The organism is Leifsonia tongyongensis, assembly GCF_010686705.1.
GTDB lineage: Bacteria > Actinomycetota > Actinomycetes > Actinomycetales > Microbacteriaceae > Diaminobutyricibacter > Diaminobutyricibacter tongyongensis.
This window is the reverse complement of record NZ_JAAGWY010000001.1, coordinates 216,984-240,835: the sequence shown is the minus strand read 5'-3', so window position 1 is coordinate 240,835 and position 23,852 is coordinate 216,984. Positions and strand designations below refer to the sequence as shown.

Here is a 23,852-nt window from a genome sequence, read left to right as displayed (position 1 = left end):
ACGCGCTCGTGTGGTGCCCGAAAACATCCGGTCCTGAACCGGGTGAGACGGAAACCCCGAGCGGTTGGCTCGTGCTCATCCATGTTGGGCTACATCAAGCCCCCACGGCATATCAACCCCGAACCAGAATTCATTCTGCGCCGCCGGTTGGTGACCACAGAACCCCGACACGCCAGAACATCGGCGTGAAGTCGTTCGAAGCAGTAAAGCAACAGCTGTCACCGTGCAGTTCATATACAAGGAGAACGTAGTGCCAACCATTCAGCAGTTGGTTCGGAAGGGCCGCAGCCCCAAGGTCACAAAGACCAAGGCTCCCGCCCTGAAGTCCAACCCCCAGCAGCGCGGCGTGTGCACCCGCGTGTACACCACCACCCCGAAGAAGCCGAACTCGGCTCTGCGCAAGGTGGCCCGTGTGAAGCTGTCCAACGGCACCGAGGTCACCGCCTACATCCCGGGCGAGGGCCACAACCTGCAGGAGCACTCGATGGTGCTCGTCCGTGGCGGTCGTGTGAAGGACCTCCCGGGTGTTCGTTACAAGATCGTCCGTGGCGCGCTGGACACCCAGGCCGTCAAGAACCGCAAGCAGGCTCGCAGCCGTTACGGCGCGAAGATGGAGAAGAAGTAATGCCTCGCAAGGGTCCAGCCCCGAAGCGTCCCGTTGTCGCCGACCCCGTCTACGGCGCCCCGATCGTCAGCCAGCTGGTCAACAAGATCCTGCTCGACGGCAAGAAGGGCCTCGCTGAGCGCATCGTCTACGACGCGCTCGAAGGCGTTGCCGCCAAGAACGGTCAGGATGCGGTCGCCACGCTCAAGAAGGCGCTCGACAACGTGCGCCCCACCCTCGAGGTCCGCAGCCGCCGCGTCGGCGGTTCGACCTACCAGGTGCCGGTCGAGGTCAAGCCTCACCGCGCCAACACCCTCGCGCTCCGCTGGCTGACCAGCTACGCCAAGGGCCGTCGTGAGAAGACGATGACCGAACGCCTCACCAACGAGATCCTGGATGCGTCCAACGGTCTCGGTGCGGCCGTCAAGCGTCGTGAAGACACGCACAAGATGGCCGAGTCGAACAAGGCGTTCGCGCACTACCGCTGGTAGCAGCTCGTACCGATCGGATGGTGCGGGGCACTCGCTCCGCGCCATCCGGCCGGCCATGTACCAATATCTATTTTTCGGAGGAAACCTGTGGCACAGGACGTGCTCACCGACCTGAACAAGGTCCGCAACATCGGCATCATGGCGCACATCGATGCCGGCAAGACCACCACGACAGAGCGCATCCTGTTCTACACGGGTATCACCCACAAGATCGGTGAGGTCCACGACGGCGCTGCGACGATGGACTGGATGGCGCAGGAGCAGGAGCGCGGCATCACGATCACGTCTGCTGCGACCACCTGTTTCTGGAACAAGAACCAGATCAACATCATCGACACCCCCGGACACGTCGACTTCACGGTCGAGGTGGAGCGTTCGCTCCGCGTCCTCGACGGTGCCGTCGCCGTCTTCGACGGCAAGGAGGGCGTCGAGCCCCAGTCCGAGACCGTCTGGCGTCAGGCCGACAAGTACGACGTGCCCCGCATCTGCTTCGTCAACAAGATGGACAAACTGGGCGCCGACTTCTACTTCACCGTCGACACGATCATCAACCGCCTCGGCGCGAAGCCGCTGGTCATCCAGCTCCCGATCGGCGCCGAGTCGTCGTTCGAGGGCGTCGTCGACCTCGTCGAGATGCGTGCGCTGACCTGGCGCGGTGACGCAAAGGGTGACGTCCAGATGGGCGCCAAGTACGACATCGAAGAGATCCCGGCCGACATGCTCGAAAAGGCTGAGGAGTACCGCCACAAGCTGCTCGAGACCGTCGCCGAGTCCGACGACGTGCTGCTCGAGAAGTACTTCTCGGGCGAGGAGCTCACGGTCGCAGAGATCAAGGGCGCCATCCGCAAGATGACCGTCAACAGCGAGCTCTACCCGGTGCTCTGCGGTTCCGCGTTCAAGAACCGTGGTGTCCAGCCCATGCTCGACGCGGTCATCGACTACCTGCCGTCGCCGCTCGACGTTCCCGCCATCGAGGCGCACGACGTCCGCGACGAAGAGAAGATCATCCTCCGTCACGCCGACGCCACCGAGCCGTTCGCGGCCCTGGCGTTCAAGGTCGCGGTGCACCCGTTCTTCGGTCGCCTCACCTACGTGCGCGTCTACTCGGGTCACCTCGACTCGGGTGCCCAGGTCATCAACTCGACCAAGGGCAAGAAGGAGCGCATCGGCAAGATCTTCCAGATGCACGCCAACAAGGAGAACCCGGTCGAGTCCGTGACCGCCGGCCACATCTACGCGGTCATCGGGCTCAAGGACACGACCACGGGTGACACGCTGTGCGACCCGAGCAACCAGGTCGTCCTCGAGTCGATGACGTTCCCCGAGCCCGTCATCGAGGTCGCAATCGAGCCGAAGACGAAGGCCGACCAGGAGAAGCTGGGCACCGCGATCCAGAAGCTGGCCGAAGAGGACCCGACGTTCCGCACCGAGCAGAACCAGGAGACCGGCCAGACGGTCATCAAGGGAATGGGCGAGCTCCACCTCGACATCCTCGTCGACCGCATGAAGCGCGAGTTCAACGTCGAGGCGAACGTCGGCAAGCCGCAGGTGGCTTACCGCGAGACGATTCGCCGCGCCGTCGAGAAGCACGACTACACGCACAAGAAGCAGACGGGTGGTTCCGGCCAGTTCGCGAAGATCCAGATCTCCATCGAGCCGATGGAGGTCACGGCTGAGAAGTCATACGAGTTCGAGAACAAGGTCACCGGTGGTCGCGTTCCGCGCGAGTACATCCCGTCGGTCGACGCGGGTATCCAGGATGCGCTCCAGGTGGGTGTCCTCGCGGGCTACCCGATGGTGGGCGTCAAGGCCACCCTGCTCGATGGTGCTTCGCACGACGTCGACTCTTCGGAGATGGCGTTCAAGATCGCTGGATCGATGGGCTTCAAAGAGGCCGCTCGCAAGGCGAACCCGGTTCTGCTCGAGCCGCTCATGTCCGTCGAGGTCCGTACCCCTGAGGAATACATGGGTGACGTCATCGGCGACCTGAACTCGCGCCGCGGTCAGATCCAGTCCATGGAGGATGCGAGCGGTGTCAAGGTGATCCGTGCTCACGTCCCGCTGTCGGAGATGTTCGGCTACATCGGTGACCTGAGGTCGAAGACCTCCGGTCGTGCGGTGTACTCGATGACGTTCGAGAGCTACGCGGAGGTCCCGAAGGCTGTAGCCGACGAGATCGTCCAGAAGAACAAGGGCGAATAACCCTCTGATCTGGGGATTCGGTGCGCGGCACACCCGCGTGCCAAATCCACAAATCAACCAAGTAACATAGGTAAACAATCCCGTAGCGCTGCCGGTCGAAAACCGTCGACCGGGGTTTCTACATGAGAGTCCTGAGGAGGACCCAGTGGCTAAGGCCAAGTTCGAGCGGACCAAGCCGCACGTCAACATCGGAACGATCGGTCACGTCGACCACGGCAAGACCACGCTCACCGCGGCGATCTCGAAGGTGCTTGCTGACAAGTACCCGTCGAAGACCAACGTGCAGCGCGACTTCGCGTCGATCGACTCCGCGCCGGAAGAGCGTCAGCGCGGTATCACGATCAACATCTCGCACGTCGAGTACGAGACCCCGAAGCGCCACTACGCGCACGTTGACGCCCCTGGGCACGCCGACTACATCAAGAACATGATCACCGGTGCCGCTCAGATGGACGGCGCGATCCTCGTGGTCGCCGCCACCGACGGCCCGATGGCACAGACCCGTGAGCACGTTCTGCTCGCCAAGCAGGTCGGCGTTCCCTACCTGCTCGTCGCGCTGAACAAGGCCGACATGGTCGACGACGAGGAGATCCTGGAGCTCGTCGAGCTCGAGGTCCGCGAGCTGCTCTCCAGCCAGGACTTCGACGGCGACAACGCCCCCGTCGTGCGCGTCTCGGGCCTCAAGGCTCTCGAGGGCGACGAGAAGTGGACGCAGAGCATCCTCGACCTCATGGAGGCCGTCGACGAGTCCATCCCCGACCCGATCCGCGACAAGGACAAGCCGTTCCTGATGCCGATCGAAGACGTCTTCACGATCACCGGTCGTGGAACCGTCGTCACGGGCCGCGCCGAGCGTGGAACCCTCGCCATCAACTCCGAGGTCGAGATCGTCGGCATCCGCCCGACGCAGAAGACCACGGTCACGGGTATCGAGATGTTCCACAAGCAGCTCGACGAGGCATGGGCCGGCGAGAACTGTGGTCTGCTCCTCCGTGGCACCAAGCGCGAAGACGTCGAGCGCGGCCAGGTTGTCGTGAAGCCGGGTTCGGTTACGCCGCACACCGACTTCGAGGGCACCGCCTACATCCTGTCCAAGGATGAGGGTGGCCGTCACAACCCGTTCTACGCGAACTACCGTCCGCAGTTCTACTTCCGTACCACGGACGTCACCGGCGTCATCACGCTGCCTGAGGGCACCGAGATGGTCATGCCCGGCGACACCACGGACATGACTGTGGCGCTCATCCAGCCGATCGCTCTCGAAGAGGGCCTCGGCTTCGCGATCCGTGAGGGTGGCCGCACGGTCGGCGCCGGTACGGTGACGAAGATCATCAAGTAAGTCCGCTTACTGATCGGGAGGGGTCGAGCCGAAAGGCTCGGCCCCTCCTTCGTCGTTGTGGCTGCGCACACTGTTCCTGTGACTTCGTCGGATCCCTTTACCCTGCGCCGTGATGGTCGCACAATGTAGGGAACCGTCTCAATCGAACGGTGTCGCCGACGAGAGGAGTGCGTATGGGTACCGATTACCTCGCAAACCAGGCCAAGGACTTCAGCAGCGATAACGCGGAGGGCACGAGTGGATCATCCCTCAGCCCCGCGTCGGGCGCACAAGACTAGGTCTCTCGGGCGACACGTTCGTAGACCTGTCGATGGCGTACGCGAGAGCGTCTGTTCAGTCCGTCGGCACTAATTGAAATGCTCGCGGCCGCGCGAGGGGTCGCTGGAGCTGACGGGGTCGGGCATCGCCCGGCCCCGTTCTTCATGCCCCCGCCCGCACCAGTCCACGAAGTTCCCGCCAGCTAGCGCTTATCCCGCCACGTCGAGCTGGCGGGCTTGTCCTGATCGGGCGGGCACGCCATCCCTTCACAAGAGCCGCCTCCGCGAATTCATCCAGAGAACGGATGCTCGCGCACGCCGGGTGCTGTCGCCGACGGCATTCTCGAGGGATGAACAAGACCAGTCCAGACGACATCAGGGCCAGCACCGACCTCATCTCGGTGTCGGGACTCGCATCGATCGGCCCATCGCGGCACGACTTTGCACGCGCGGTTCGCGCCGGCACTTTGCGGCGGCTGCATCGCGGGATCTACGTCGCGGAACAGGACTGGGCCGCGCTGAGTGCCAGGGAGCAGCACCTCCAGCGTGTGCTCGCCGTCGCGATGACGAGGCGGAACGAGCCCGGTCTTCTCGCATTCCTCTGCGGCGGTCATCCACGGGCTGCCGCTTCTCCACGAGGAGCCCGTGTTCGTCCACGTGCTTGCCGCAGAAGGCGCGTCGGGACGGTCGCGAAATGGAGTCGTCGAGCACGAGCGACCGCGCGCCGGTGATGTCGTCCGGTCCAGGGGCCTTCTCGCTACGGCCGTCAGCCGAACCGTGGTGGATCTCGCTGCGACGCGATCGCCTCAGGTAGCCGTGGCTGCCGCCGACGCTGCGATCCGTATCCATCGCTTCGGATCGCAGACGCCTCTGACGACGAAGAACGAACTCTTCGCTGTCTGGGAGCGCATGCTCCCATTCCGTGGTCACGCCCGCGCTCGGGAGGTTATCGAGTTCGCCGATACGCGCGCAGAGAGTCCGTTGGAGTCCGTCAGCCGCTTGCTAATCCATCAGGCCGGGTTCCCTCCGCCGACGCTGCAATTGGCACTCTCAGACGTCGACGGACTCATAGGCGAAGTCGACTTCGCATGGCCCGAACTCGGCGTCGTAGGCGAGGCTGACGGCGAACTCAAGTATCTCGACGCTGCGCTGCGTAGTGGCCGTAGCGCTGAGCAGGTCGTGATCGACGAGAAGTACCGGGAGGATCGCATCCGCGCCCTCGGCTACCGGGTCGTGCGCTGGGGGTGGCGTGAAACGATGAGGCCACGCCTTCTCGTCGCGCGTCTGTCCGCTGCCGGTCTCCCGAGCCACTCCAAGCGGTGAGTCCGCCAGTTCGGTACGTGCCCGCCATGTCGAGGTGGCGGGGACGTACCCAGCTGGCGGGCACACGCAGGGAGGGGGCGGGGACAAGCGCCGGCGGGCTGCGGGCGGCCGCTGAGCGGACTGCGACTGAGCCGGGCGCGCCACCGGGGCGGGCGACACGCCGGGCGCGACACGCCCGGGTTGCAGAGTGGGGGGTTACTGTGGCAAACTCGTCTAGTTCAACATTTCGTGACGAGTGTGCAAACGCGCGCTCCGAACGGATCACTGCCAGGCAGTGCATAGCCCCTCGCAAGGTCGTTCATTCGATCGGCGGGAGAAGGTTAGGCCGCGGGTAGCAGGACAAAGCTTAATCGACCTCCAACGAAAACATGGGTCATCTATGTCTTCGGTTCGGCGACACGCCCGAGCGCGGGGGTCGGTCTCCCGGAGAGGCGCGAAACCGCACGGTTTCTCGTCGCGCCGGGGGAATTGACAGAAGAACAGTGGTGCCGCAGCAGTAGTGCCCAGCGTTTTCGTACGCAACCGCGTCCAATGCGACCGAAAGGTCGTAAGACGCCTTGAAAGAGAGTGAGTCAGACATGGCGGGACAGAAGATCCGCATTCGGCTTAAGTCGTATGACCACGAGGTCATCGACACCTCGGCGCGCAAGATCGTCGACACCGTGACCCGTGCGGGCGCGACCGTCGTCGGCCCCGTGCCGCTTCCGACCGAGAAGAACGTGGTGTGCGTCATCCGTTCGCCCCACAAGTACAAGGACAGCCGGGAGCACTTCGAAATGCGCACCCACAAGCGTCTGATCGACATCATCGACCCGACGCCCAAGGCCGTCGACTCGCTCATGCGACTCGACCTGCCGGCAGACGTCAACATCGAGATCAAGCTCTGAGCTGGATAGGGACGAAGAACTCCATGTCTAACACTGAGACCAAGACCGTGAAGGGTCTGCTCGGCAAGAAGCTCGGAATGACCCAGGTGTGGGACGAGAACAAGAAGCTCATCCCCGTCACCGTCATCGAGATCACGCCCAACGTCGTGACCCAGATCCGCACCCCCGAGGTCGACGGCTACAACGCCGTGCAGATCGCGTATGGCCAGATCGACCCCCGCAAGGTGAACAAGCCGGCCACCGGCCACTTCGACAAGGCAGGCGTCACGCCGCGTCGTCACCTCACCGAGGTCCGCACCGCCGATGCAGCTGACTTCAGCGCCGGCCAGGAGCTCACCGTCGAGGGAACCTTCGAGGCCGGCCAGCTGGTCGACGTCGTCGGCACCTCGAAGGGCAAGGGCTTCGCCGGTGTCATGAAGCGCCACAACTTCAAGGGTGTCTCCGCTTCGCACGGTTCGCACCGCAACCACCGCAAGCCGGGTTCCATCGGCGCCTCCTCGACCCCGAGCCGTGTCTTCAAGGGCATGCGCATGGCTGGTCGCATGGGTGGCGAGCGCGTGACCGTCCTGAACCTCAAGGTCCAGGCCGTCGACGCCGAGAAGGGCCTGCTGCTGGTCAAGGGCGCCGTTCCCGGCGCGCGCGGCCGCATCGTATTCGTTCGCAACGCAGTGAAGGGGGCCTAGTCCTATGGCTACCTCGATTGACGTCGTCGACGTGAAGGGTAAGAAGGCCGGCTCCGTGGAGCTGCCCGCCGACCTGTTCGACGTCCAGACCAACATCCCGCTGATCCACCAGGTCGTCGTCGCCCAGCTCGCAGCAGCGCGCCAGGGCACGCACAAGACCAAGGGTCGTGGCGAGGTTTCCGGCGCAGGCCGCAAGCCGTTCAAGCAGAAGGGAACCGGTCGCGCTCGCCAGGGCTCGATCCGCGCGCCCCAGATGACCGGTGGTGGCATCGTCCACGGACCGACCCCTCGCAGCTACGCGCAGCGCACCCCCAAGAAGATGATCGCCGCGGCACTCCTCGGCGCCCTCTCCGACCGGGCTCGCGGTGACCGCCTGCACGTCGTCGAGTCGCTCGCCCTGGGCGACGCGCCGTCGACCAAGGCCGTCGTCGAGCTGCTCGCGGGCATCGCCTCGTCGAAGCACGTCCTGATCGTTCTGGAGCGCAACGACGAGATCAGCCTCAAGAGCGTCCGCAACATCCCGACCGTTCACGTTCTGCCCTACGACCAGCTGAACGCCTACGACGTGCTCGTCTCCGACGACATCGTCTTCACCAAGGGCGCTTTCGATGCTTTCGTCGCCGGGCCCGCCAAGGGCAAGTCGGTCAAGGCCGTCGCCAGCCAGAAGGAAGCTGAGGAGGTCAGCGCATGACCGCTATCAACAAGGACCCGCGCGACATCATCATCGCTCCGGTCGTCTCCGAGAAGAGCTACGGCCTGATCGACGAAGGCAAGTACACGTTCATCGTGGACCCGCGCTCGAACAAGACCGAGATCAAGCTCGCCATCGAGAAGATCTTCAAGGTGGAGGTCGCTTCGATCAACACCCTGAACCGCACCGGCAAGACGCGTCGCACCAAGTTCGGTCTCGGCAAGCGCAAGGACACGAAGCGTGCGATCGTCACGCTCAAGTCCGGTTCCATCGACATCTTCACGGCAGTTGGCTAAGGCCGGGATCTAGAGGAAAACAGACAATGGCTATTCGTAAGTACAAGCCCACGACCCCTGGTCGTCGTGGATCGAGCGTCGCGGACTTCGCGGAGATCACGCGCTCGACCCCCGAGAAGTCGCTGCTGCGCCCGCTCTCCAAGACCGGTGGCCGCAACAACCAGGGTCGCATCACGACCCGTCACATCGGTGGTGGCCACAAGCGCCAGTACCGCGTGATCGACTTCCGTCGCAACGACAAGGACGGCGTCAACGCCAAGGTCGCCCACATCGAGTACGACCCCAACCGCACGGCGCGCATCGCGCTCCTGCACTATGTCGACGGCACGAAGCGCTACATCCTGGCGCCCAACAAGCTGTCGCAGGGTGACATCGTCGAGTCGGGTGCCGGCGCGGACATCAAGCCGGGCAACAACCTGCCGCTGCGCAACATCCCGACCGGTACCGTCGTGCACGCGATCGAGCTCAAGCCGGGCGGTGGCGCAAAGCTCGCCCGTTCCGCCGGTGTCTCGGTGCGTCTCGTCGCCAAGGACGGCCCCTATGCCCAGCTGCGTCTCCCCTCGGGCGAGATCCGCAACGTCGACGCGCGCTGCCGCGCGACCGTCGGCGAGGTCGGCAACGCCGAGCAGTCGAACATCAACTGGGGCAAGGCCGGCCGCATGCGCTGGAAGGGCGTCCGCCCGACCGTGCGTGGTGTCGCCATGAACCCGATCGACCACCCTCACGGTGGTGGTGAGGGCAAGACCTCAGGTGGACGTCACCCCGTCAGCCCGTGGGGCCAGAAAGAGGGCCGCACGCGTCACCCCAACAAGGAAAGCGACAAGCTCATCGTTCGTCGCCGTACCGCCGGCAAGAAGCGTAAGTAGGAGTTGTAGAAGATGCCACGCAGTCTCAAGAAGGGCCCCTTCGTTGACGACCACCTGCTCCGCAAGGTTGTCTCGGCGAACGAAGCCAACAGCAAGAACGTGATCAAGACCTGGTCGCGCCGCTCGATGATCATCCCGGCCATGCTGGGTCACACCATCGCGGTGCACGACGGTCGCAAGCACATCCCGGTGTTCGTCACCGAGACCATGGTCGGGCACAAGCTCGGCGAGTTTGCACCAACCCGTACCTTCCGTGGACACGTGAAGGACGACAAGAAGGGTCGCCGCCGCTAAGCGGGGGCGTAAAGGAGGAGAGAAATGGTGGAGTCGATCGCACGCGTGCGTCACATCCGCGTGACCCCCCAGAAGGCTCGTCGCGTCGTCAACCTGATCCGCGGCAAGCAGGCACAGGAGGCCCTGGCCATCCTGAAGTTCGCACCGCAGGGTGCGAGCGAGCCGGTGTACAAGCTCGTCGCTTCGGCGATCGCCAACGCGCGGGTCAAGGCCGATGCTTCGAACACCTACCTGGACGAGCAGGACCTGTACGTGAGCCGCGCATTCGTGGATGAGGGAACCACCCTCAAGCGTTTCCAGCCGCGAGCTCAGGGCCGGGCCTTCCGTATCAACAAGCGCACCAGCCACATCACGGTCGTCCTCGCGACGCCGGACGAGGTTGAAGCCGCGAACGCTTCGAAGAAGGCGAGCAAGTAATGGGTCAGAAAGTCAATCCATACGGCTTCCGTCTGGGAATCACCACGGACCACGTGTCTCGCTGGTTCTCGGACAGCACCAAGCCGGGTCAGCGTTACAGCGACTTCGTCGCCGAGGACGTCAAGATCCGTCGTCTGCTGCAGACGTCGCTCGACCGCGCGGGAGTCTCGCGCATCGAGATCGAGCGCACCCGTGACCGCGTCCGCGTCGACATCCACACCGCCCGCCCGGGCATCGTGATCGGTCGTCGTGGCGCCGAGGCCGAGCGCATCCGTGCCGACCTCGAGAAGCTCACGAAGAAGCAGATCCAGCTGAACATCCTCGAGGTGAAGAACCCCGAGGCCGACGCCCAGCTCGTCGCCCAGGGCATCGCCGAGCAGCTCTCCGCACGTGTGGCCTTCCGCCGCGCGATGCGCAAGGGTCTGCAGGGTGCACAGCGCGCCGGCGCCAAAGGTGTCCGCATCCAGGTCTCGGGCCGTCTCGGCGGCGCCGAGATGAGCCGCTCCGAGTTCTACCGCGAGGGTCGCGTGCCACTGCACACGCTCCGCGCGAACATCGACTACGGCTTCTACGAGGCGAAGACCACCTTCGGTCGTATCGGTGTCAAGGTGTGGATCTACAAGGGCGACATCACGAACAAGGAACTCGCTCGCGAGCAGGCCAACACCAAGTCGGTCCGCCCCGAGCGGAACAGCGACCGTCCCCGTCGCGGTGCGCGTACCAACGCGCCCGAGGCAGCGCCCGTCGCAGCAGGAGTTGAGGCATAACCATGTTGATCCCACGCAGAGTCAAGCACCGCAAGCAGCACCACCCCGGCCGTAGCGGCCAGGCGACCGGTGGCACGAAGGTCTCCTTCGGCGAGTACGGCATCCAGGCCCTCACCCCCGCGTACGTGACCAACCGTCAGATCGAGTCCGCTCGTATCGCGATGACGCGTCACATCAAGCGTGGTGGAAAGGTGTGGATCAACATCTACCCCGACCGTCCGCTCACGAAGAAGCCGGCCGAAACCCGCATGGGTTCCGGTAAGGGTTCGCCGGAGTGGTGGGTCGCAAACGTCAAGCCGGGTCGCGTGCTCTTCGAGCTGAGCGGTGTCAACGAGACCATCGCCCGTGAGGCCATGACCCGTGCAATCCACAAGCTGCCCCTCAAGGCACGCATCATCAAGCGCGAGGAGGGCGACGCATAATGGCGATCGGATCCAAGGAGCTCGCATCCACCGAGCTCGACACCTTTGAAGACGAGCGACTCGTCGACGAGCTGAAGAAGGCCAAGGAAGAGCTGTTCAACCTGCGCTTCCAGTCGGCCACCGGTCAGCTCGAGAGCCACGGCCGCCTTCGTGCCGTCAAGCGCGACATCGCGCGCATCTACACGGTCATCCGTGAGCGTGAGCTCGGCATCCGTGCAACCCCGGCCCCGGTCGAGGTTGTGGCGAAGGCCGACAAGAAGACCAAGGCCAAGAAGGAAGCCGCTCCGGTGGCTGCCGAGGCCGCAGAAACCGAGGAGGCCAACTAATGGCACAGACCACCAAGGCCAAGGCCGACGAGACGGTGGCCGCCGAGGCTCTCGTCCGCGGCTACCGCAAGGCCCGTCGCGGTTACGTCGTCAGCGACAAGATGGACAAGACCATCGTCGTCGAGGTCGAAGACCGCGTGAAGCACCCGCTGTACGGCAAGGTCATCCGCCGCACCTCGAAGGTGAAGGCGCACGATGAGGCGAACTCCGCCGGCATCGGCGACCTCGTCCTGATCAGCGAGACCCGTCCCCTGAGCGCCTCGAAGCGTTGGCGCCTCGTTGAGATTTTGGAGAAGGCCAAGTGATTCAGCAGGAGTCCCGGCTCAAGGTCGCCGACAACACGGGCGCCAAGGAGCTGCTGACCATCCGCGTGCTGGGTGGTTCGGGTCGTCGTTACGCAGGCCTCGGCGATGTCATCGTCGCCACGGTCAAGGACGCGATTCCCGGCGGCAACGTCAAGAAGGGCGACGTCGTCAAGGCTGTCATCGTGCGCGTGGTCAAGCAGACCCGCCGCGCGGATGGCTCGTACATCAAGTTCGATGAGAACGCTGCAGTGATCCTGAAGAACGACGGCGACCCCCGCGGTACCCGTATCTTCGGACCGGTCGGTCGCGAGCTTCGCGACAAGAAGTTCATGAAGATCATCTCGCTGGCACCGGAGGTTATCTAAATCATGGCGAAGAACATCAAGAAGGGCGACCTGGTCCAGGTCATCTCCGGCGCGAGCCAGGCTCGTGGAGGCGACAAGGGCAAGCAGGGTCGCGTCATCGAGGTGCAGGTCGAGAAGAACCGCGTCATCGTCGAAGGCGTCAACTTCGTCACCAAGCACGTTCGTGTCGGACAGACGCAGCGTGGCACGAAGACCGGCGGCATCGAGACGCACGAGGCTCCGATCCACGTGTCGAACGTGGCGCTCATCGACCCCGAGACCAAGAAGCCGACCCGCGTCGGCTTCCGCAGCGAAACCGTGACGAAGGACGGCGTCTCCAAGACGGTCCGTGTTCGTTACGCCAAGAAGTCAGGTAAGGACCTGTAATGAGCGACACCACAGCGGTGGCTGGCAAAATCCAGCCGCGTCTTAAAGAGAAGTACAAGAACGAGATCTCTGCGACGCTGAGCAAGGACCTCGGCTTCACCAACCCGCACCAGGTGCCGGGTCTCGTGAAGATCGTCGTCAACATGGGCGTCGGCGAGGCCGCACGCGATGGCAAGATCATCGACGGTGCTGTTGCCGACCTGACCAAGATCACCGGTCAGAAGCCGCAGGTCACCAAGGCGCGCAAGTCCATCGCGCAGTTCAAGCTGCGTGAGGGCCAGCCCATCGGTGCACACGTCACGCTTCGTGGCGACCGCATGTGGGAGTTCCTCGACCGGCTCCTGTCGCTCGCGCTTCCCCGCATCCGCGACTTCCGCGGCCTCTCGGACAAGCAGTTCGACGGCAGCGGAAACTACACGTTCGGCCTCACGGAGCAGTCCATGTTCCACGAGATCGACCAGGACAAGATCGACCGCGTCCGCGGTATGGACATCACTGTGGTGACCACCGCCAAGAACGACGACGAAGGCCGCGCGCTGCTCAAGCAGCTCGGCTTCCCGTTCCGTTCCAACGAGACGTCGAACTAGCTCCACCCGATGGTCCCTCCGGCCTGGAGGGACCGCGACCACCACAGGTCGTCAGTCGTGTACGGCTGAACGAAACCTGGTGAACAAAAGGAAACACCCAAATGACAATGACAGATCCGGTCGCAGACATGCTGACCAGACTGCGTAACGCGAACTCGGCACACCACGACACCGTGTCGATGCCGCACTCGAAGCTCAAGGCGCACATCGCCGACATTCTCAAGGCCGAGGGTTACATCTCCGGCTGGGAGGTCACGGATGCGCGCGTCGGCAAGACGCTGACCCTGAGCCTCAAGTTCGGCCCGAACCGTGAGCGTTCCATCGCCGGTATCAAGCGCGTCTCGAAGCCCGGCCTTCGCGTCTACGCGAAGTCCACGGAGATCCCCAAGGTTCTCGGAGGGCTCGGCGTCGCCATCCTGTCCACCTCCTCCGGTCTTCTGACTGACCGTCAGGCTGAGAAGAAGGGCGTGGGTGGGGAAGTCCTCGCCTACGTGTGGTAGTTCGACATGTCGCGTATCGGAAGACTGCCCATCGACATCCCTGCCGGGGTCGATGTGAAGATCGACGGCCAGGCCGTCACCGTCAAGGGCCCGAAGGGTGAACTCTCACTCACCGTCGCGAGCCCCATCGAGGTCAAGCTGGAAGAGGGCCAGGTGCTCGTCACCCGTCCCGACGACGAGCGCAACTCGCGTTCGCTGCACGGCCTGACCCGCACCCTGATCAACAACCAGATCATCGGCGTCACCCAGGGTTACACCAAGGGACTCGAGATCGTCGGTACCGGTTACCGCGTCGCGCAGAAGGGCAGCGCGGTCGAGTTCGCGCTCGGCTTCTCGCACCCGGTCACGGTCGAGCCGCCGGCGGGCATCAGCCTGACGGTCGAGGGCAACAACAAGCTCACGGTCAGCGGCATCGACAAGCAGACCGTCGGCGAGGTCGCCGCCAACATCCGCAAGATTCGCAAGCCCGAGCCCTACAAGGGCAAGGGTGTGCGTTACGCCGGCGAGGTTGTCCGCCGCAAGGCCGGAAAGGCTGGTAAGTAACCATGGCTCTCGGAACCAGAGGAAAGAGCAAGTCCGCAGCGCGTGACCGCCGTCACACCCGTCTTCGCAAGAAGATCGAGGGAACCGCGGTTCGTCCGCGCCTGGTGGTCACCCGTTCCGCACGTCACGTCTTCGTGCAGGTCGTCGACGACAGCAAGGGTCACACCCTCGCGTCGGCATCGACCCTCGAGGCTGACCTGCGCACCTTCGACGGTGACAAGACCGCGAAGGCCCGCAAGGTCGGCGAACTCGTCGCCGAGCGTGCAAAGACCGCCGGTATCGAAGCCGTCGTATTCGACCGTGGTGGCAGCAAGTACGCAGGACGCGTCGCAGCTGTCGCCGAGGGAGCTCGAGAGGGTGGATTGAACCTGTGAGCACTGAAGAAACCAACAAGGAGCAGACCGTGGCCGCAGAGGCGCCGGTGGAAACCGCCGCATCCACGATCGCCACCCAGAACGAGCCTCGCGAGGCCCGTCGTGGTGGTCGTGAGCGCAACCCCAACCGTGATCGCGGCAGCCGCGACTCCGAGAAGAGCCAGTTCCTCGAGCGCGTTGTGACCATCAACCGCGTCTCGAAGGTCGTCAAGGGCGGACGCCGATTCAGCTTCACCGCGCTCGTCGTCGTCGGCGACGGCAACGGGCTGGTCGGTGTCGGCTACGGCAAGGCCCGCGAGGTGCCGCTGGCGATCTCGAAGGGCGTCGAGGAGGCGAAGAAGAACTTCTTCCGCGTTCCCCGCGTCGGCGTCACCATCCCGCACCCCGTCCAGGGAGAGGCGGCCGCAGGCGTGGTCCTGCTGCGCCCGGCATCTGCCGGTACCGGTGTTATCGCCGGTGGCCCGGTCCGCGCCGTCCTGGAGTGCGCCGGCATTCACGATGTGCTCAGCAAGTCCCTCGGTTCGTCGAACACGATCAACATCGTGCACGCGACCGTCGCTGCGCTGAGGCAGCTTGAAGAGCCGCGCGCGGTCGCAGCCCGTCGTGGGCTCGACTACGACCAGGTGGCCCCTGCTCGACTGCTTCGCACCGAGGCAGCGCTTGCCGAGGCCGCTGCAACAGCCAAGGCAGGTGCATGATGGCCGCGCGTCTGAAGGTTACCCAGATCAAGTCCAAAGTAAGTGAAAAGCAGAACCAGCGCGACACGCTTCGCAGCCTGGGTCTGAAGCGCATCGGTGACGTCGTCGTCCGTGAGGACACCCCGCAGAACCGCGGATACGTCAACACCGTCGCTCACCTGGTGAAGGTCGAGGAGATTGACTAATGGCTGACGAGAAGGAAGCAACCACGGCCGCGAAGGCCGCCAAGGCTGCTGACAAGCCCGCCGCTGAGAAGAAGGCCGCGGCTCCCAAGGCTGCGGAGAAGAAGGCGCCTGCGAAGGCCGCCTCGACTTCGGCTGCCAAGCCGGCCGCCGAGAAGAAGGCTCCCGCCAGGGCTTCGTCGACGAAGGCTGCTGCAGCCTCCGCTGACAAGCCTGCGGCGAAGGCCGACAAGCCTGCGGCGAAGGCCGAGAAGCCTGCTGCCAAGGCAGCGCAGACGGAGAACCGCGAGCACGTGCTCAAGGTCCACCACCTGCGCCCCGCCGCCGGAGCCAAGAAGGACAAGACCCGCGTCGGACGCGGTGAGGGTTCGAAGGGTAAGACCGCAGGCCGCGGTACCAAGGGTACGAAGGCCCGCTACCAGGTCCGCCCCGGCTTCCAGGGTGGCCAGCTGCCGCTTCACATGCGGGCTCCGAAGCTTCGCGGCTTCAAGAACCCGTTCCGCGTCGAGTACCAGGTCGTGAACCTGGAGAAGCTCGCCGAGCTCTACCCCTCGGGCGGCGATGTGACCATCACCGACCTCGTGGCCAAGGGCGCCGTTCGCAAGAACGAGAAGGTCAAGGTTCTCGGCAATGGTGACATTGCAGTTAAGCTGAACGTTGCGGTCGACAAGGTCTCCGGCTCTGCTGAGCAGAAGATCGTCGCCGCTGGTGGCTCTGTCAAGTAGTCACCCGGATCGACCGGACGCAGCGTTCCGGTCGACCCCGTAAAGTAGTGCAGTCGGGTGATCAGTTCTCCTGGTCACCCGGCTGACTCCTTACAGGAAAGCAGGACGCACTTTGTTTAGCGCCGTCGCGCGGATCTTCCGTACGCCAGACCTTCGAAAGAAGATCGCCTTCACCCTGGGCATCATCGCCCTGTTCCGGTTGGGCTCGTTCATTCCCGCGCCCTTCGTGGACTTCGGGAACGTGCAGACCTGCCTCGCAGCCAACCAGGACACGTCCGGGCTGTACTCGCTCGTCAACCTCTTCAGTGGTGGCGCGCTCCTCAAACTCTCGATCTTCGCGCTCGGCATCATGCCGTACATCACCGCGTCGATCATCGTGCAGCTGCTGCGCGTGGTCATCCCTCACTTCGAGACCCTCTACAAGGAGGGCCAGGCCGGCCAGAGCAAGCTCACGCAGTACACGCGTTACCTGACGATCGCGCTCGGCGTCCTCCAGTCGACGACGCTGATCACGGTGGCTCGCAGCGGCGCCCTCTTCGGTACCACCAGCGTCTCGCAGTGCACGCAGCTCATCACGGATGACTCGTGGTACGCGATCCTGCTGATGGTCCTGACGATGACCGCAGGCACCGGCCTCATCATGTGGATGGGCGAGCTCGTGACCGAGCGCGGCATCGGCAACGGAATGTCGCTGCTCATCTTCACCTCGATCGCGGCGCAGTTCCCGCCGTCGCTGATCGCCATCGCGCAGTCGCAGAGCGTCGAGGTCCTGCTCATCGTGCTCGCCATCGGCCTGCTGATCGTTGCGGCGGTCGTGTTCGTCGAGCAGTCGCAGCGGCGCATCCCTGTGCAGTACGCGAAGCGGATGGTCGGCCGTCGCACCTACGGCGGCAACAACACGTACATCCCGATCAAGGTGAACATGGCCGGTGTCGTTCCGGTGATCTTCGCCTCGTCGCTGCTGTACCTGCCTGCCCTCATCGCGCAGTTCAATCAGCCCAAAGCCGGGCAGGCGCCGGCGCCCTGGGTGGTCTGGATCACGAACTACCTGACAAAGGGCGACCACCCGCTCTACATGCTGCTGTACTTCCTGCTCATCGTCGGGTTCACCTACTTCTACGTCGCGATCACCTTCAACCCTGAAGAGGTCGCCGACAACATGAAGAAGTACGGCGGGTTCATCCCGGGCATCCGTGCTGGGCGCCCCACGGCCGAATACCTCGACTACGTGCTGACCCGTGTGACCCTTCCCGGCTCGATCTACCTCGGGTTGATCGCACTGATCCCACTCATAGCGTTCTCGGTGCTGGGGGCGAGTCAGAACTTCATGTTCGGTGGCACGTCCATCCTGATCATCGTCGGCGTGGGCCTGGAGACGGTCAAGCAGATCGACTCGCAGCTCCAGCAGCGCCACTACGAAGGGCTGCTGCGATGACCCGTACCGCTGACGACTCCTCTGCGGCGAAGGGGGCGCGCCTGCTGATCGTGGGCCCCCCCGGCTCCGGCAAGGGAACCCAGGCGAAACGGATCAGTTCGGTCTACGGCATCCCCGACATCTCCACCGGCGACATCTTCCGCGCCAACATCAAGAACGGCACGCCGCTCGGTGTCCAGGTCAAATCGATCGTCGACGCGGGCGACTACGTTCCCGACAGCCTGACCAACGCGCTTGTCGCTGAAAGGCTCGAAGAGGATGACGCGCGAAACGGCTTCCTCCTCGACGGCTACCCGCGCACGCTCGAACAGGTCTCCTCTCTCGATGACCTGCTCACGGAGAAGGGCCAGAGTCTCGACGGCGTCATCCAGCTGGTGGCCGACCGTGACGAGGTCGTCGCCCGGCTGACGAAGCGCGCGCAGGAGCAGGGTCGTGTCGACGACTCGGAGGAGGCGATCCGCCACCGCCAGGAGGTCTACCTCCGCGAGACCTCACCGCTGATAGACGTCTACCGCGACCGTGGCCTCCTGATCGAGGTCGACGGCCTGGGCGGCGTCGACGAGGTCGGTTCGCGTATCACGCAGGCTCTCGCCGGCCGCGGAATCCTTCCGGCCTCGGAGCGCGACTCCGAGTCGGTCGCGTAGCCAGCGCATCCGATGGTCTTCCGACGGTCGATCTACAAGTCGCCTGCCCAGCTGCGGCTCATGGTCCAGCCTGGTCGTGCGACGGCCGCGTCCCTCGACGTCGTGGCCGGAGCGGTCGCGCCGGGAGTCAGCACGATCGCCCTCGATGTTCTGGCTGAGAACGCCATCGTCGAGCGCGGTGGCCGTTCCAACTTCAAGCTCGAGCCCGGGTACCACCACACGATCTGCACGTCGGTCAACGACGAGGTCGTGCACGGAATCCCTGGTGAGCGAATCCTGCAGCCGGGTGACATCCTGTCCGTTGACAGCGGCGCCGTCGTGGACGGATGGAACGGGGATGCCGCGCGCACGTTCGTCCTGCCCGATCCGTCGCGCCCGGACGTGTTCGACGAACGCAGAACTCTTTCGGAGGTCACCGAGCAGTCGCTCTGGCGGGGCATCGCGCGGCTCGTCAGCGCCCGTCACCTGAATGAGGTCGGCGAAGCGATCGAGGACTACATCGTCTCGCGAGGCGACTACGGCATCCTGACCGACTATGTCGGCCATGGCATCGGCCGGAGCATGCACGAGGCGCCGCCCGTCTTCAACTACCGTGTCAGCGCAAAGGGGCCGGAGGTCCGTCCCGGACTGGTCGTCGCGATCGAGCCCATGGTCGTGCTCGGCAGCCCCGAGACGTTTGTTCGCGACGACGGTTGGACCGTCGCGACCGAGGACGGGTCTGCTGCAGCCCACTGGGAGCACAGCGTCGCGGTCCACGCCGACGGGATCTGGGTGCTCACCGCGGCCGATGGCGGAGCGGCCGGTCTGAAGCCGTTCGGCATCACCCCGACGCCGATCGCCTAGCTCGCTCAGCCATACCCCGGCTGCGGCGAGCCGATCTCGGAGGGCGAACGCGGATGATACTCCGCGATTCGCGAAAAGCGAGGGAATCGCATAAGATTGATCCTTGGTGTTTTGCACACGTTTTCGTGTGCCCGCAGAATCCGCCAGACGGGTCGTGGAGCACCACAATCCACCGCACGACCAGCAATCAATACTTTTAGCGACAGTGAGGCTATGGCCAAAAAAGACGGCGTCATCGAGATCGAAGGATCCGTGGTCGAAGCTCTGCCCAACGCGATGTTCCGCGTTGAGCTGACCAACGGGCACAAAGTGCTTGCCCACATCTCGGGCAAGATGCGTCAGCACTACATCCGCATCCTCCCGGAGGACCGCGTGATCGTGGAGCTGAGTCCTTACGACCTGACCCGCGGCCGTATCGTCTACCGCTACAAGTAACGGCTGCTGTAAGTAACGGCCTCACCCACGGGTAGCCCCGGGCGAGGTACGAGGACAGCGAACAAAAGGTACAAGAACTATGAAGGTCAACCCCTCCGTCAAGAAGATCTGCGACAAGTGCAAGGTCATCCGTCGCAACGGCCGGGTCATGGTCATCTGCGAGAACCCGCGTCACAAACAGCGCCAGGGCTGATCCCCGGTTTCTCGCAACGGCATAACTCAATAACGAATAAGCAGCACCAGAACCTGCGTGAGCAGGGGACACCCTCGGTTGGAGGCCGGGGCACCGGAGCTGTTTCAGACCTCCATCACTCACAGGAGAAGCCACAATGGCACGTCTAGCCGGCGTTGACATTCCACGCGAAAAGCGCGTGGAAGTAGCACTGACTTACATCTATGGTGTTGGCCGTACGAGGGCGCTCAAGACCCTCGCCGACACCGAAATCGACGGGAACATCCGCGTCAAGGATCTGACCGACGACCAGCTCGTCGCCCTTCGCGACTACATCGAAGGCAACTACAAGGTTGAAGGTGACCTTCGCCGCGAGGTCGCCGCCGACATCCGCCGCAAGGTCGAGATCGGCAGCTACGAGGGCATCCGCCACCGCAAGGGCCTCCCGGTCCGCGGGCAGCGTACCAAGACAAATGCGCGTACCCGTAAGGGTCCGAAGCGCACCGTCGCCGGCAAGAAGAAGGCTCGCTAGGCCCCGGCCGGCGAGTCACGCGCCTTTAGGATTCAGGAGAAATCATGGCAGCACCCAAGACGGCCGCACGGAAGCCGCGCAAGAAAGAAAAGAAGAACATCGCTGTGGGCCAGGCCCACATCAAGAGCACGTTCAACAACACCATCGTCTCGATCACCGACACCACCGGTGCGGTCATCAGCTGGGCATCCTCGGGTGGTGTCGGCTTCAAGGGTTCGCGCAAGTCGACCCCGTTCGCCGCACAGCTCGCCGCCGAGTCGGCTGCGCGTCAGGCGCAGGAGCACGGTATGAAGAAGGTCGACGTCTTCGTCAAGGGACCGGGCTCGGGTCGTGAGACCGCGATCCGTTCGCTTCAGGCCGCAGGCCTCGAAGTGGGCTCGATCAACGACGTGACGCCGCAGGCGCACAACGGTTGCCGCCCGCCCAAGCGTCGTCGCGTCTAAGCAGTATTCATTTTCGCGTAAGCAGGGGCGGCGCCGGCGATGCCGACGTCGTCCTCTGCGCGCGATCCAACGCAAGTGTCATATAGCGGACACTTAGCCGAAAGGAAACAACAGTGCTCATTGCACAGCGTCCCACGCTCGCCGAAGAAAACATCTCGGAGTTCCGTTCGCGGTTCGTCATCGAGCCTCTCGAGCCGGGCTTCGGTTACACCCTCGGCAACTCGCTTCGCCGCACACTCCTCTCTTCGATCCCGGGCGCTGCTGTCACCAGCATCCGTATCGACGGTGTGCTGCACGAGTTCAGCACCGTTCCCGGTGTGAAGGAAGACGTCACCGAGATCATCCTCAACATCAAGGGTCTCGTCGTCTCCAGCGAGCACGACGAGCCCATCACGGCCTACCTGCGCAAGACCGGCGCCGGCCAGGTCACCGCGGCCGACATCTCGGCTCCCGCGGGCGTGGAGATCCACAACCCCGAGCTCGTCATCGCGACGCTCAACGACAAGGCGAAGTTCGAGGTCGAACTGACCATCGAGCGTGGTCGCGGCTACGTTTCGGCAACCCAGAACCGCAACGAGTACAGCGAAGCGGGCCAGATCCCGATCGACTCGATCTACTCGCCCGTGCTCAAGGTCACCTACCGCGTCGAGGCGACGCGTGCCGGTGAGCGCACCGACTTCGACCGCCTGGTCGTCGACGTCGAGACCAAGCCCGCGATCAGCCCCCGTGACGCCATCGCGTCGGCCGGTCGCACGCTGACCGAGCTGTTCGGTCTGGCCCGTGAGCTCAACAGCGCGGCAGAGGGCATCGAGATCGGGCCGGCTCCGGTCGACCAGGTGCTCAGCTCCGAACTATCGATGCCGATCGAGGACCTGGACCTGTCCGTCCGCTCGTACAACTGCCTCAAGCGTGAGGGCATCAACACCGTCAGCGAGCTCGTTTCGCTGTCGGAGACCCAGCTCATGAACATCCGCAACTTCGGTCAGAAGTCGGTGGATGAGGTCAAGGACAAGCTCGTTGAGATGGGCCTTTCGCTCAAGGACTCGGTTCCCGGGTTCGACGGCGCCCACTTCTACAGCGGCTACGAAGACGACGAGAACATCTAAGGCCTGTCGTCTCGACTACGCCTTTCGACTTTCAACACTGGAGATAACCGATAATGCCTAAGCCAACAAAGGGCCCCCGTCTCGGTGGCGGTCCGGCTCACGAGCGCCTGCTGCTCGCCAACCTGGCTGCTGCCCTGTTCACCCACAAGAGCATCAAGACGACCGAGACCAAGGCCAAGCGCCTTCGTCCGCTCGCTGAGCGCCTGATCACGTTCGCCAAGCGCGGCGACCTGCACGCACGCCGCCGCGTGCTCGCCGTGATCGGCGACAAGGCTGTCGTCCACGAGCTCTTCACGGAGATCGCGCCGCTCGTCGCCGAGCGTGAGGGCGGTTACACCCGCATCACGAAGCTCGGCTTCCGCAAGGGCGACAACGCCCCCATGGCGCAGATCGAGCTCGTCCTCGAGCCCGTCAGCCCGAAGGTGAAGTCGACCAAGTCGTCGACCAAGGCCGCTCCGAAGACCCCGAAGGTCGAGGAGGCTCCGGTCGAGGAGACCGCAGCCGACGAGACCGTGGTCGCTGAGGCCGAGGTCGTCGAGGAGGCCACTGCCGACGCCGAGGCTGCCGACGCTGAGGAGACCACCTCCGAGGCCGAGGCCGAGAAGGCCTGACGTCCTTCTGACGCATTTCGAAGGTCCCCATCGTTCAACGACGATGGGGACCTTCGTCGTTCGGGCCGCCCACCACTGCTCTCGCTAGGGTGGACGGATGAAGCCCGTTCGCGACCGGATGACCGTTCCGCCGACCTACCGGCCCGCGCATCCGCTCATCGCCACGTGGCGTCCGGCGACCATCGACGATGTTGATTCGGTGTGGCGGCTGCTGCAGGAGGTCGATGCCGCAGATCATCCGAACTACCTGACCACTCGTGAGGAGGTCGAGGAGGAGTTCGGGTATTCGTTCGTCGAGCTCTCCGTCGATTCGATCCTCGGGTTCACGGCGGGCGGCGTCCCTGTCGCGGTCGGCGTGGTGGTCATGCCGCCCGTGCAGGAGACCATCGTGCGGTCGTTTCTGAACGGTGGCGTGCATCCGGAGTTCCGTGGTCGGGGGATCGGGCGCGAACTGCTCACCTGGCAGCGGACGCGCGCCGAGCAGCAGCTGGGTGCGTCGGACAAAGACCTTCCGGCGTGGATCCTGACCTATGCGGATGCCCGCGCACCCCAGAGCGAACACCTGTTCCTGCGCGCCGGTTTCGAACCCGCGCGGTATTTCGCCTCCCTCGAGCGTGAACTCGGCGAACCGATCGAGCTCGTCGATCCGGCTGACGAGGTCAGGATCGTCCCGTATACCGAAGCGCTCGCCCGGCAGACGCTGCTGGCCCGCACGGATTCGTTCCGCGACCACTGGGGCAGCCAGCCGATGAGCGAGGAGCAGTGGCAGGCGTGGCTGGCCGGTACCTTCCGGCCGGACATCTCGTTCCTGGCCGTCGCTAACACCGAAGCGGGGGAAGAGGTCGCTGGATTCGTCCTGTGCCAGGTGAACGAGGACGACTGGGCGTCGCAGGGGTTCACCGGCGCCTACATCGGGATGGTGGGCACGACACGCGCACATCGCGGCAGGCGCATCGCGCCGGCCCTTCTCTCACGCACCCTCCAGGCGTGCGCCGCGGAGGGCTGCCAGAAGGTCACGCTGGACGTCGATGCGGAGAACCCGACCGGTGCCCTCGGTCTCTACGCGCGGATGGGGTTCGTCCAGACGAACTCGGAGACCTGCCTGATCAGGCAGTACTGAC

36 protein-coding genes are annotated in these 23,852 nt (G+C 64.2%); all 36 read left to right on the top strand.

Annotated elements, in window-relative coordinates:
- Nucleotides 1-250 precede the first annotated feature (250 nt).
- The 36 genes from rpsL to G3T36_RS01110 all read left to right on the top strand — a co-directional run bounded on the left by rpsL (nucleotide 251) and on the right by G3T36_RS01110 (nucleotide 23,851).
- The gene (rpsL, locus tag G3T36_RS01280; RefSeq protein WP_055811472.1) at nucleotides 251-625 is read left to right on the top strand and encodes a 30S ribosomal protein S12; all 375 of its coding nucleotides are present in this window, start codon (nucleotides 251-253) and stop codon (nucleotides 623-625) included.
- Nucleotides 625-1,095 carry a 30S ribosomal protein S7 gene (gene rpsG, locus G3T36_RS01275; RefSeq protein WP_163287610.1) on the top strand — a complete coding sequence of 157 codons (471 nt, stop codon included), beginning with the start codon at nucleotides 625-627 and terminating at the stop codon, nucleotides 1,093-1,095. Before rpsL ends, rpsG begins: the two co-directional genes overlap by 1 nt.
- An 87-nt stretch (nucleotides 1,096-1,182) precedes the next feature.
- The gene (fusA, locus tag G3T36_RS01270; RefSeq protein ID WP_163287609.1) at nucleotides 1,183-3,297 is read left to right on the top strand and encodes an elongation factor G; all 2,115 of its coding nucleotides are present in this window, start codon (nucleotides 1,183-1,185) and stop codon (nucleotides 3,295-3,297) included.
- A gap of 145 nt (nucleotides 3,298-3,442) precedes the next feature.
- Complete coding sequence (gene tuf / locus G3T36_RS01265; protein ID WP_163287608.1) at nucleotides 3,443-4,636, top strand: elongation factor Tu; 1,194 nt, start codon at nucleotides 3,443-3,445, stop codon at nucleotides 4,634-4,636.
- Between the two features lie 562 nt (nucleotides 4,637-5,198).
- Complete coding sequence (locus G3T36_RS20290) at nucleotides 5,199-5,624, top strand: type IV toxin-antitoxin system AbiEi family antitoxin domain-containing protein (protein WP_491047479.1); 426 nt, start codon at nucleotides 5,199-5,201, stop codon at nucleotides 5,622-5,624.
- 85 nt (nucleotides 5,625-5,709) lie between these two features.
- Complete coding sequence (locus tag G3T36_RS01260) at nucleotides 5,710-6,216, top strand: hypothetical protein (protein ID WP_163287607.1); 507 nt, start codon at nucleotides 5,710-5,712, stop codon at nucleotides 6,214-6,216.
- Between the two features lie 578 nt (nucleotides 6,217-6,794).
- Nucleotides 6,795-7,103 (top strand): 30S ribosomal protein S10, encoded by a 309-nt coding sequence (rpsJ, locus tag G3T36_RS01255; protein WP_005050520.1) that lies wholly within the window; start codon nucleotides 6,795-6,797, stop codon nucleotides 7,101-7,103.
- Nucleotides 7,104-7,126: 23 nt separating this feature from the next.
- Nucleotides 7,127-7,786: a 50S ribosomal protein L3 gene (rplC, locus tag G3T36_RS01250; RefSeq protein ID WP_163287606.1), complete on the top strand. Its 660-nt coding sequence runs from the start codon at nucleotides 7,127-7,129 to the stop codon at nucleotides 7,784-7,786.
- Between the two features lie 4 nt (nucleotides 7,787-7,790).
- Nucleotides 7,791-8,477, top strand: coding sequence for a 50S ribosomal protein L4 (rplD, locus tag G3T36_RS01245; protein ID WP_163287605.1), 687 nt, complete (start codon nucleotides 7,791-7,793; stop codon nucleotides 8,475-8,477).
- Nucleotides 8,474-8,773, top strand: a complete 300-nt coding sequence (gene rplW / locus G3T36_RS01240; RefSeq protein WP_163287604.1) for a 50S ribosomal protein L23 — start codon at nucleotides 8,474-8,476, stop codon at nucleotides 8,771-8,773. The genes rplD and rplW overlap by 4 nt, the downstream gene beginning before the upstream one ends.
- Nucleotides 8,774-8,799: 26 nt before the next feature.
- A complete protein-coding gene (rplB, locus tag G3T36_RS01235; RefSeq protein ID WP_163287603.1) occupies nucleotides 8,800-9,639 on the top strand; it encodes a 50S ribosomal protein L2 in 840 nt (279 codons plus the stop codon).
- Between the two features lie 12 nt (nucleotides 9,640-9,651).
- Nucleotides 9,652-9,933, top strand: a complete 282-nt coding sequence (rpsS, locus tag G3T36_RS01230) for a 30S ribosomal protein S19 (protein ID WP_163287602.1) — start codon at nucleotides 9,652-9,654, stop codon at nucleotides 9,931-9,933.
- A gap of 24 nt (nucleotides 9,934-9,957) precedes the next feature.
- Complete coding sequence (rplV, locus tag G3T36_RS01225) at nucleotides 9,958-10,350, top strand: 50S ribosomal protein L22 (protein ID WP_163287601.1); 393 nt, start codon at nucleotides 9,958-9,960, stop codon at nucleotides 10,348-10,350.
- Complete coding sequence (rpsC, locus tag G3T36_RS01220; protein ID WP_163287600.1) at nucleotides 10,350-11,117, top strand: 30S ribosomal protein S3; 768 nt, start codon at nucleotides 10,350-10,352, stop codon at nucleotides 11,115-11,117. The genes rplV and rpsC overlap by 1 nt, the downstream gene beginning before the upstream one ends.
- 2 nt (nucleotides 11,118-11,119) lie before the next feature.
- Nucleotides 11,120-11,539, top strand: coding sequence for a 50S ribosomal protein L16 (rplP, locus tag G3T36_RS01215; protein ID WP_163287599.1), 420 nt, complete (start codon nucleotides 11,120-11,122; stop codon nucleotides 11,537-11,539).
- Nucleotides 11,539-11,865, top strand: a complete 327-nt coding sequence (rpmC, locus tag G3T36_RS19925) for a 50S ribosomal protein L29 (protein ID WP_163287598.1) — start codon at nucleotides 11,539-11,541, stop codon at nucleotides 11,863-11,865. Before rplP ends, rpmC begins: the two co-directional genes overlap by 1 nt.
- On the top strand, nucleotides 11,865-12,170 hold the full coding sequence (gene rpsQ, locus G3T36_RS01205; protein WP_163287597.1) for a 30S ribosomal protein S17: 306 nt from the start codon (nucleotides 11,865-11,867) through the stop codon (nucleotides 12,168-12,170). Before rpmC ends, rpsQ begins: the two co-directional genes overlap by 1 nt.
- Entirely contained in the window at nucleotides 12,167-12,535 is a 369-nt protein-coding gene (gene rplN, locus G3T36_RS01200; RefSeq protein WP_163287596.1) for a 50S ribosomal protein L14, read from the top strand. The genes rpsQ and rplN overlap by 4 nt, the downstream gene beginning before the upstream one ends.
- Before the next feature lie 3 nt (nucleotides 12,536-12,538).
- Complete coding sequence (rplX, locus tag G3T36_RS01195) at nucleotides 12,539-12,901, top strand: 50S ribosomal protein L24 (protein ID WP_163287595.1); 363 nt, start codon at nucleotides 12,539-12,541, stop codon at nucleotides 12,899-12,901.
- Nucleotides 12,901-13,488: a 50S ribosomal protein L5 gene (gene rplE / locus G3T36_RS01190; protein WP_163287594.1), complete on the top strand. Its 588-nt coding sequence runs from the start codon at nucleotides 12,901-12,903 to the stop codon at nucleotides 13,486-13,488. The genes rplX and rplE overlap by 1 nt, the downstream gene beginning before the upstream one ends.
- Nucleotides 13,489-13,589: 101 nt before the next feature.
- Nucleotides 13,590-13,988, top strand: a complete 399-nt coding sequence (rpsH, locus tag G3T36_RS01185; RefSeq protein WP_163287593.1) for a 30S ribosomal protein S8 — start codon at nucleotides 13,590-13,592, stop codon at nucleotides 13,986-13,988.
- A gap of 6 nt (nucleotides 13,989-13,994) precedes the next feature.
- Nucleotides 13,995-14,531, top strand: coding sequence for a 50S ribosomal protein L6 (gene rplF / locus G3T36_RS01180; protein ID WP_163287592.1), 537 nt, complete (start codon nucleotides 13,995-13,997; stop codon nucleotides 14,529-14,531).
- A 2-nt stretch (nucleotides 14,532-14,533) separates the two neighbouring features.
- Nucleotides 14,534-14,905 carry a 50S ribosomal protein L18 gene (gene rplR / locus G3T36_RS01175; RefSeq protein ID WP_163287591.1) on the top strand — a complete coding sequence of 124 codons (372 nt, stop codon included), beginning with the start codon at nucleotides 14,534-14,536 and terminating at the stop codon, nucleotides 14,903-14,905.
- 29 nt (nucleotides 14,906-14,934) lie between these two features.
- Nucleotides 14,935-15,603, top strand: coding sequence for a 30S ribosomal protein S5 (gene rpsE, locus G3T36_RS01170; RefSeq protein WP_338031506.1), 669 nt, complete (start codon nucleotides 14,935-14,937; stop codon nucleotides 15,601-15,603).
- On the top strand, nucleotides 15,603-15,788 hold the full coding sequence (gene rpmD, locus G3T36_RS01165) for a 50S ribosomal protein L30 (protein WP_163289005.1): 186 nt from the start codon (nucleotides 15,603-15,605) through the stop codon (nucleotides 15,786-15,788). Before rpsE ends, rpmD begins: the two co-directional genes overlap by 1 nt.
- A complete protein-coding gene (gene rplO, locus G3T36_RS01160; protein WP_163287589.1) occupies nucleotides 15,788-16,510 on the top strand; it encodes a 50S ribosomal protein L15 in 723 nt (240 codons plus the stop codon). The genes rpmD and rplO overlap by 1 nt, the downstream gene beginning before the upstream one ends.
- Nucleotides 16,511-16,622: 112 nt before the next feature.
- Entirely contained in the window at nucleotides 16,623-17,945 is a 1,323-nt protein-coding gene (gene secY / locus G3T36_RS01155; protein ID WP_163287588.1) for a preprotein translocase subunit SecY, read from the top strand.
- Entirely contained in the window at nucleotides 17,942-18,589 is a 648-nt protein-coding gene (locus tag G3T36_RS01150) for an adenylate kinase (protein ID WP_193570839.1), read from the top strand. Before secY ends, G3T36_RS01150 begins: the two co-directional genes overlap by 4 nt.
- A gap of 12 nt (nucleotides 18,590-18,601) precedes the next feature.
- The gene (map, locus tag G3T36_RS01145; protein ID WP_163287587.1) at nucleotides 18,602-19,432 is read left to right on the top strand and encodes a type I methionyl aminopeptidase; all 831 of its coding nucleotides are present in this window, start codon (nucleotides 18,602-18,604) and stop codon (nucleotides 19,430-19,432) included.
- Nucleotides 19,433-19,645: 213 nt separating this feature from the next.
- Entirely contained in the window at nucleotides 19,646-19,867 is a 222-nt protein-coding gene (gene infA / locus G3T36_RS01140; RefSeq protein ID WP_021759551.1) for a translation initiation factor IF-1, read from the top strand.
- 79 nt (nucleotides 19,868-19,946) lie between these two features.
- Nucleotides 19,947-20,060, top strand: coding sequence for a 50S ribosomal protein L36 (gene rpmJ, locus G3T36_RS01135; protein WP_011186712.1), 114 nt, complete (start codon nucleotides 19,947-19,949; stop codon nucleotides 20,058-20,060).
- A 136-nt stretch (nucleotides 20,061-20,196) separates the two neighbouring features.
- Nucleotides 20,197-20,571 carry a 30S ribosomal protein S13 gene (gene rpsM, locus G3T36_RS01130; RefSeq protein WP_163287586.1) on the top strand — a complete coding sequence of 125 codons (375 nt, stop codon included), beginning with the start codon at nucleotides 20,197-20,199 and terminating at the stop codon, nucleotides 20,569-20,571.
- 44 nt (nucleotides 20,572-20,615) lie between these two features.
- Entirely contained in the window at nucleotides 20,616-21,014 is a 399-nt protein-coding gene (gene rpsK / locus G3T36_RS01125) for a 30S ribosomal protein S11 (RefSeq protein ID WP_163287585.1), read from the top strand.
- A 113-nt stretch (nucleotides 21,015-21,127) separates the two neighbouring features.
- Nucleotides 21,128-22,120, top strand: a complete 993-nt coding sequence (locus G3T36_RS01120) for a DNA-directed RNA polymerase subunit alpha (protein ID WP_163287584.1) — start codon at nucleotides 21,128-21,130, stop codon at nucleotides 22,118-22,120.
- A gap of 53 nt (nucleotides 22,121-22,173) precedes the next feature.
- Nucleotides 22,174-22,731, top strand: coding sequence for a 50S ribosomal protein L17 (gene rplQ, locus G3T36_RS01115; RefSeq protein WP_163287583.1), 558 nt, complete (start codon nucleotides 22,174-22,176; stop codon nucleotides 22,729-22,731).
- 97 nt (nucleotides 22,732-22,828) lie between these two features.
- Complete coding sequence (locus tag G3T36_RS01110; protein WP_163287582.1) at nucleotides 22,829-23,851, top strand: GNAT family N-acetyltransferase; 1,023 nt, start codon at nucleotides 22,829-22,831, stop codon at nucleotides 23,849-23,851.
- The last annotated feature ends 1 nt before the right edge of the window (nucleotide 23,852 follow it).

Bases quoted from the DNA above. Each gene is read 5' to 3' on its own strand.
- map (WP_163287587.1), top strand. From the start codon at position 18,602: ATGGTCTTCCGACGGTCGATCTACAAGTCGCCTGCCCAGCTGCGGCTC.
- rplR (WP_163287591.1), top strand. From the start codon at position 14,534: ATGGCTCTCGGAACCAGAGGAAAGAGCAAGTCCGCAGCGCGTGACCGC.
- rpmD (WP_163289005.1), top strand. From the start codon at position 15,603: ATGGCCGCGCGTCTGAAGGTTACCCAGATCAAGTCCAAAGTAAGTGAA.
- rplO (WP_163287589.1), top strand. From the start codon at position 15,788: ATGGCTGACGAGAAGGAAGCAACCACGGCCGCGAAGGCCGCCAAGGCT.
- rplV (WP_163287601.1), top strand. From the start codon at position 9,958: ATGGTGGAGTCGATCGCACGCGTGCGTCACATCCGCGTGACCCCCCAG.
- rpsM (WP_163287586.1), top strand. From the start codon at position 20,197: ATGGCACGTCTAGCCGGCGTTGACATTCCACGCGAAAAGCGCGTGGAA.
- rplP (WP_163287599.1), top strand. From the start codon at position 11,120: ATGTTGATCCCACGCAGAGTCAAGCACCGCAAGCAGCACCACCCCGGC.
- rplQ (WP_163287583.1), top strand. From the start codon at position 22,174: ATGCCTAAGCCAACAAAGGGCCCCCGTCTCGGTGGCGGTCCGGCTCAC.
- rplD (WP_163287605.1), top strand. From the start codon at position 7,791: ATGGCTACCTCGATTGACGTCGTCGACGTGAAGGGTAAGAAGGCCGGC.
- rpsQ (WP_163287597.1), top strand. From the start codon at position 11,865: ATGGCACAGACCACCAAGGCCAAGGCCGACGAGACGGTGGCCGCCGAG.
- infA (WP_021759551.1), top strand. From the start codon at position 19,646: ATGGCCAAAAAAGACGGCGTCATCGAGATCGAAGGATCCGTGGTCGAA.
- rplB (WP_163287603.1), top strand. From the start codon at position 8,800: ATGGCTATTCGTAAGTACAAGCCCACGACCCCTGGTCGTCGTGGATCG.
- G3T36_RS01110 (WP_163287582.1), top strand. From the start codon at position 22,829: ATGAAGCCCGTTCGCGACCGGATGACCGTTCCGCCGACCTACCGGCCC.
- rpsG (WP_163287610.1), top strand. From the start codon at position 625: ATGCCTCGCAAGGGTCCAGCCCCGAAGCGTCCCGTTGTCGCCGACCCC.
- rplX (WP_163287595.1), top strand. From the start codon at position 12,539: ATGGCGAAGAACATCAAGAAGGGCGACCTGGTCCAGGTCATCTCCGGC.
- rpmC (WP_163287598.1), top strand. From the start codon at position 11,539: ATGGCGATCGGATCCAAGGAGCTCGCATCCACCGAGCTCGACACCTTT.
- G3T36_RS20290 (WP_491047479.1), top strand. From the start codon at position 5,199: ATGCTCGCGCACGCCGGGTGCTGTCGCCGACGGCATTCTCGAGGGATG.
- G3T36_RS01150 (WP_193570839.1), top strand. From the start codon at position 17,942: ATGACCCGTACCGCTGACGACTCCTCTGCGGCGAAGGGGGCGCGCCTG.
- rplC (WP_163287606.1), top strand. From the start codon at position 7,127: ATGTCTAACACTGAGACCAAGACCGTGAAGGGTCTGCTCGGCAAGAAG.
- rpsJ (WP_005050520.1), top strand. From the start codon at position 6,795: ATGGCGGGACAGAAGATCCGCATTCGGCTTAAGTCGTATGACCACGAG.
- rpsS (WP_163287602.1), top strand. From the start codon at position 9,652: ATGCCACGCAGTCTCAAGAAGGGCCCCTTCGTTGACGACCACCTGCTC.
- rpmJ (WP_011186712.1), top strand. From the start codon at position 19,947: ATGAAGGTCAACCCCTCCGTCAAGAAGATCTGCGACAAGTGCAAGGTC.
- rplW (WP_163287604.1), top strand. From the start codon at position 8,474: ATGACCGCTATCAACAAGGACCCGCGCGACATCATCATCGCTCCGGTC.
- rpsC (WP_163287600.1), top strand. From the start codon at position 10,350: ATGGGTCAGAAAGTCAATCCATACGGCTTCCGTCTGGGAATCACCACG.
- rpsK (WP_163287585.1), top strand. From the start codon at position 20,616: ATGGCAGCACCCAAGACGGCCGCACGGAAGCCGCGCAAGAAAGAAAAG.
- rplF (WP_163287592.1), top strand. From the start codon at position 13,995: ATGTCGCGTATCGGAAGACTGCCCATCGACATCCCTGCCGGGGTCGAT.
- rpsH (WP_163287593.1), top strand. From the start codon at position 13,590: ATGACAATGACAGATCCGGTCGCAGACATGCTGACCAGACTGCGTAAC.
- rplE (WP_163287594.1), top strand. From the start codon at position 12,901: ATGAGCGACACCACAGCGGTGGCTGGCAAAATCCAGCCGCGTCTTAAA.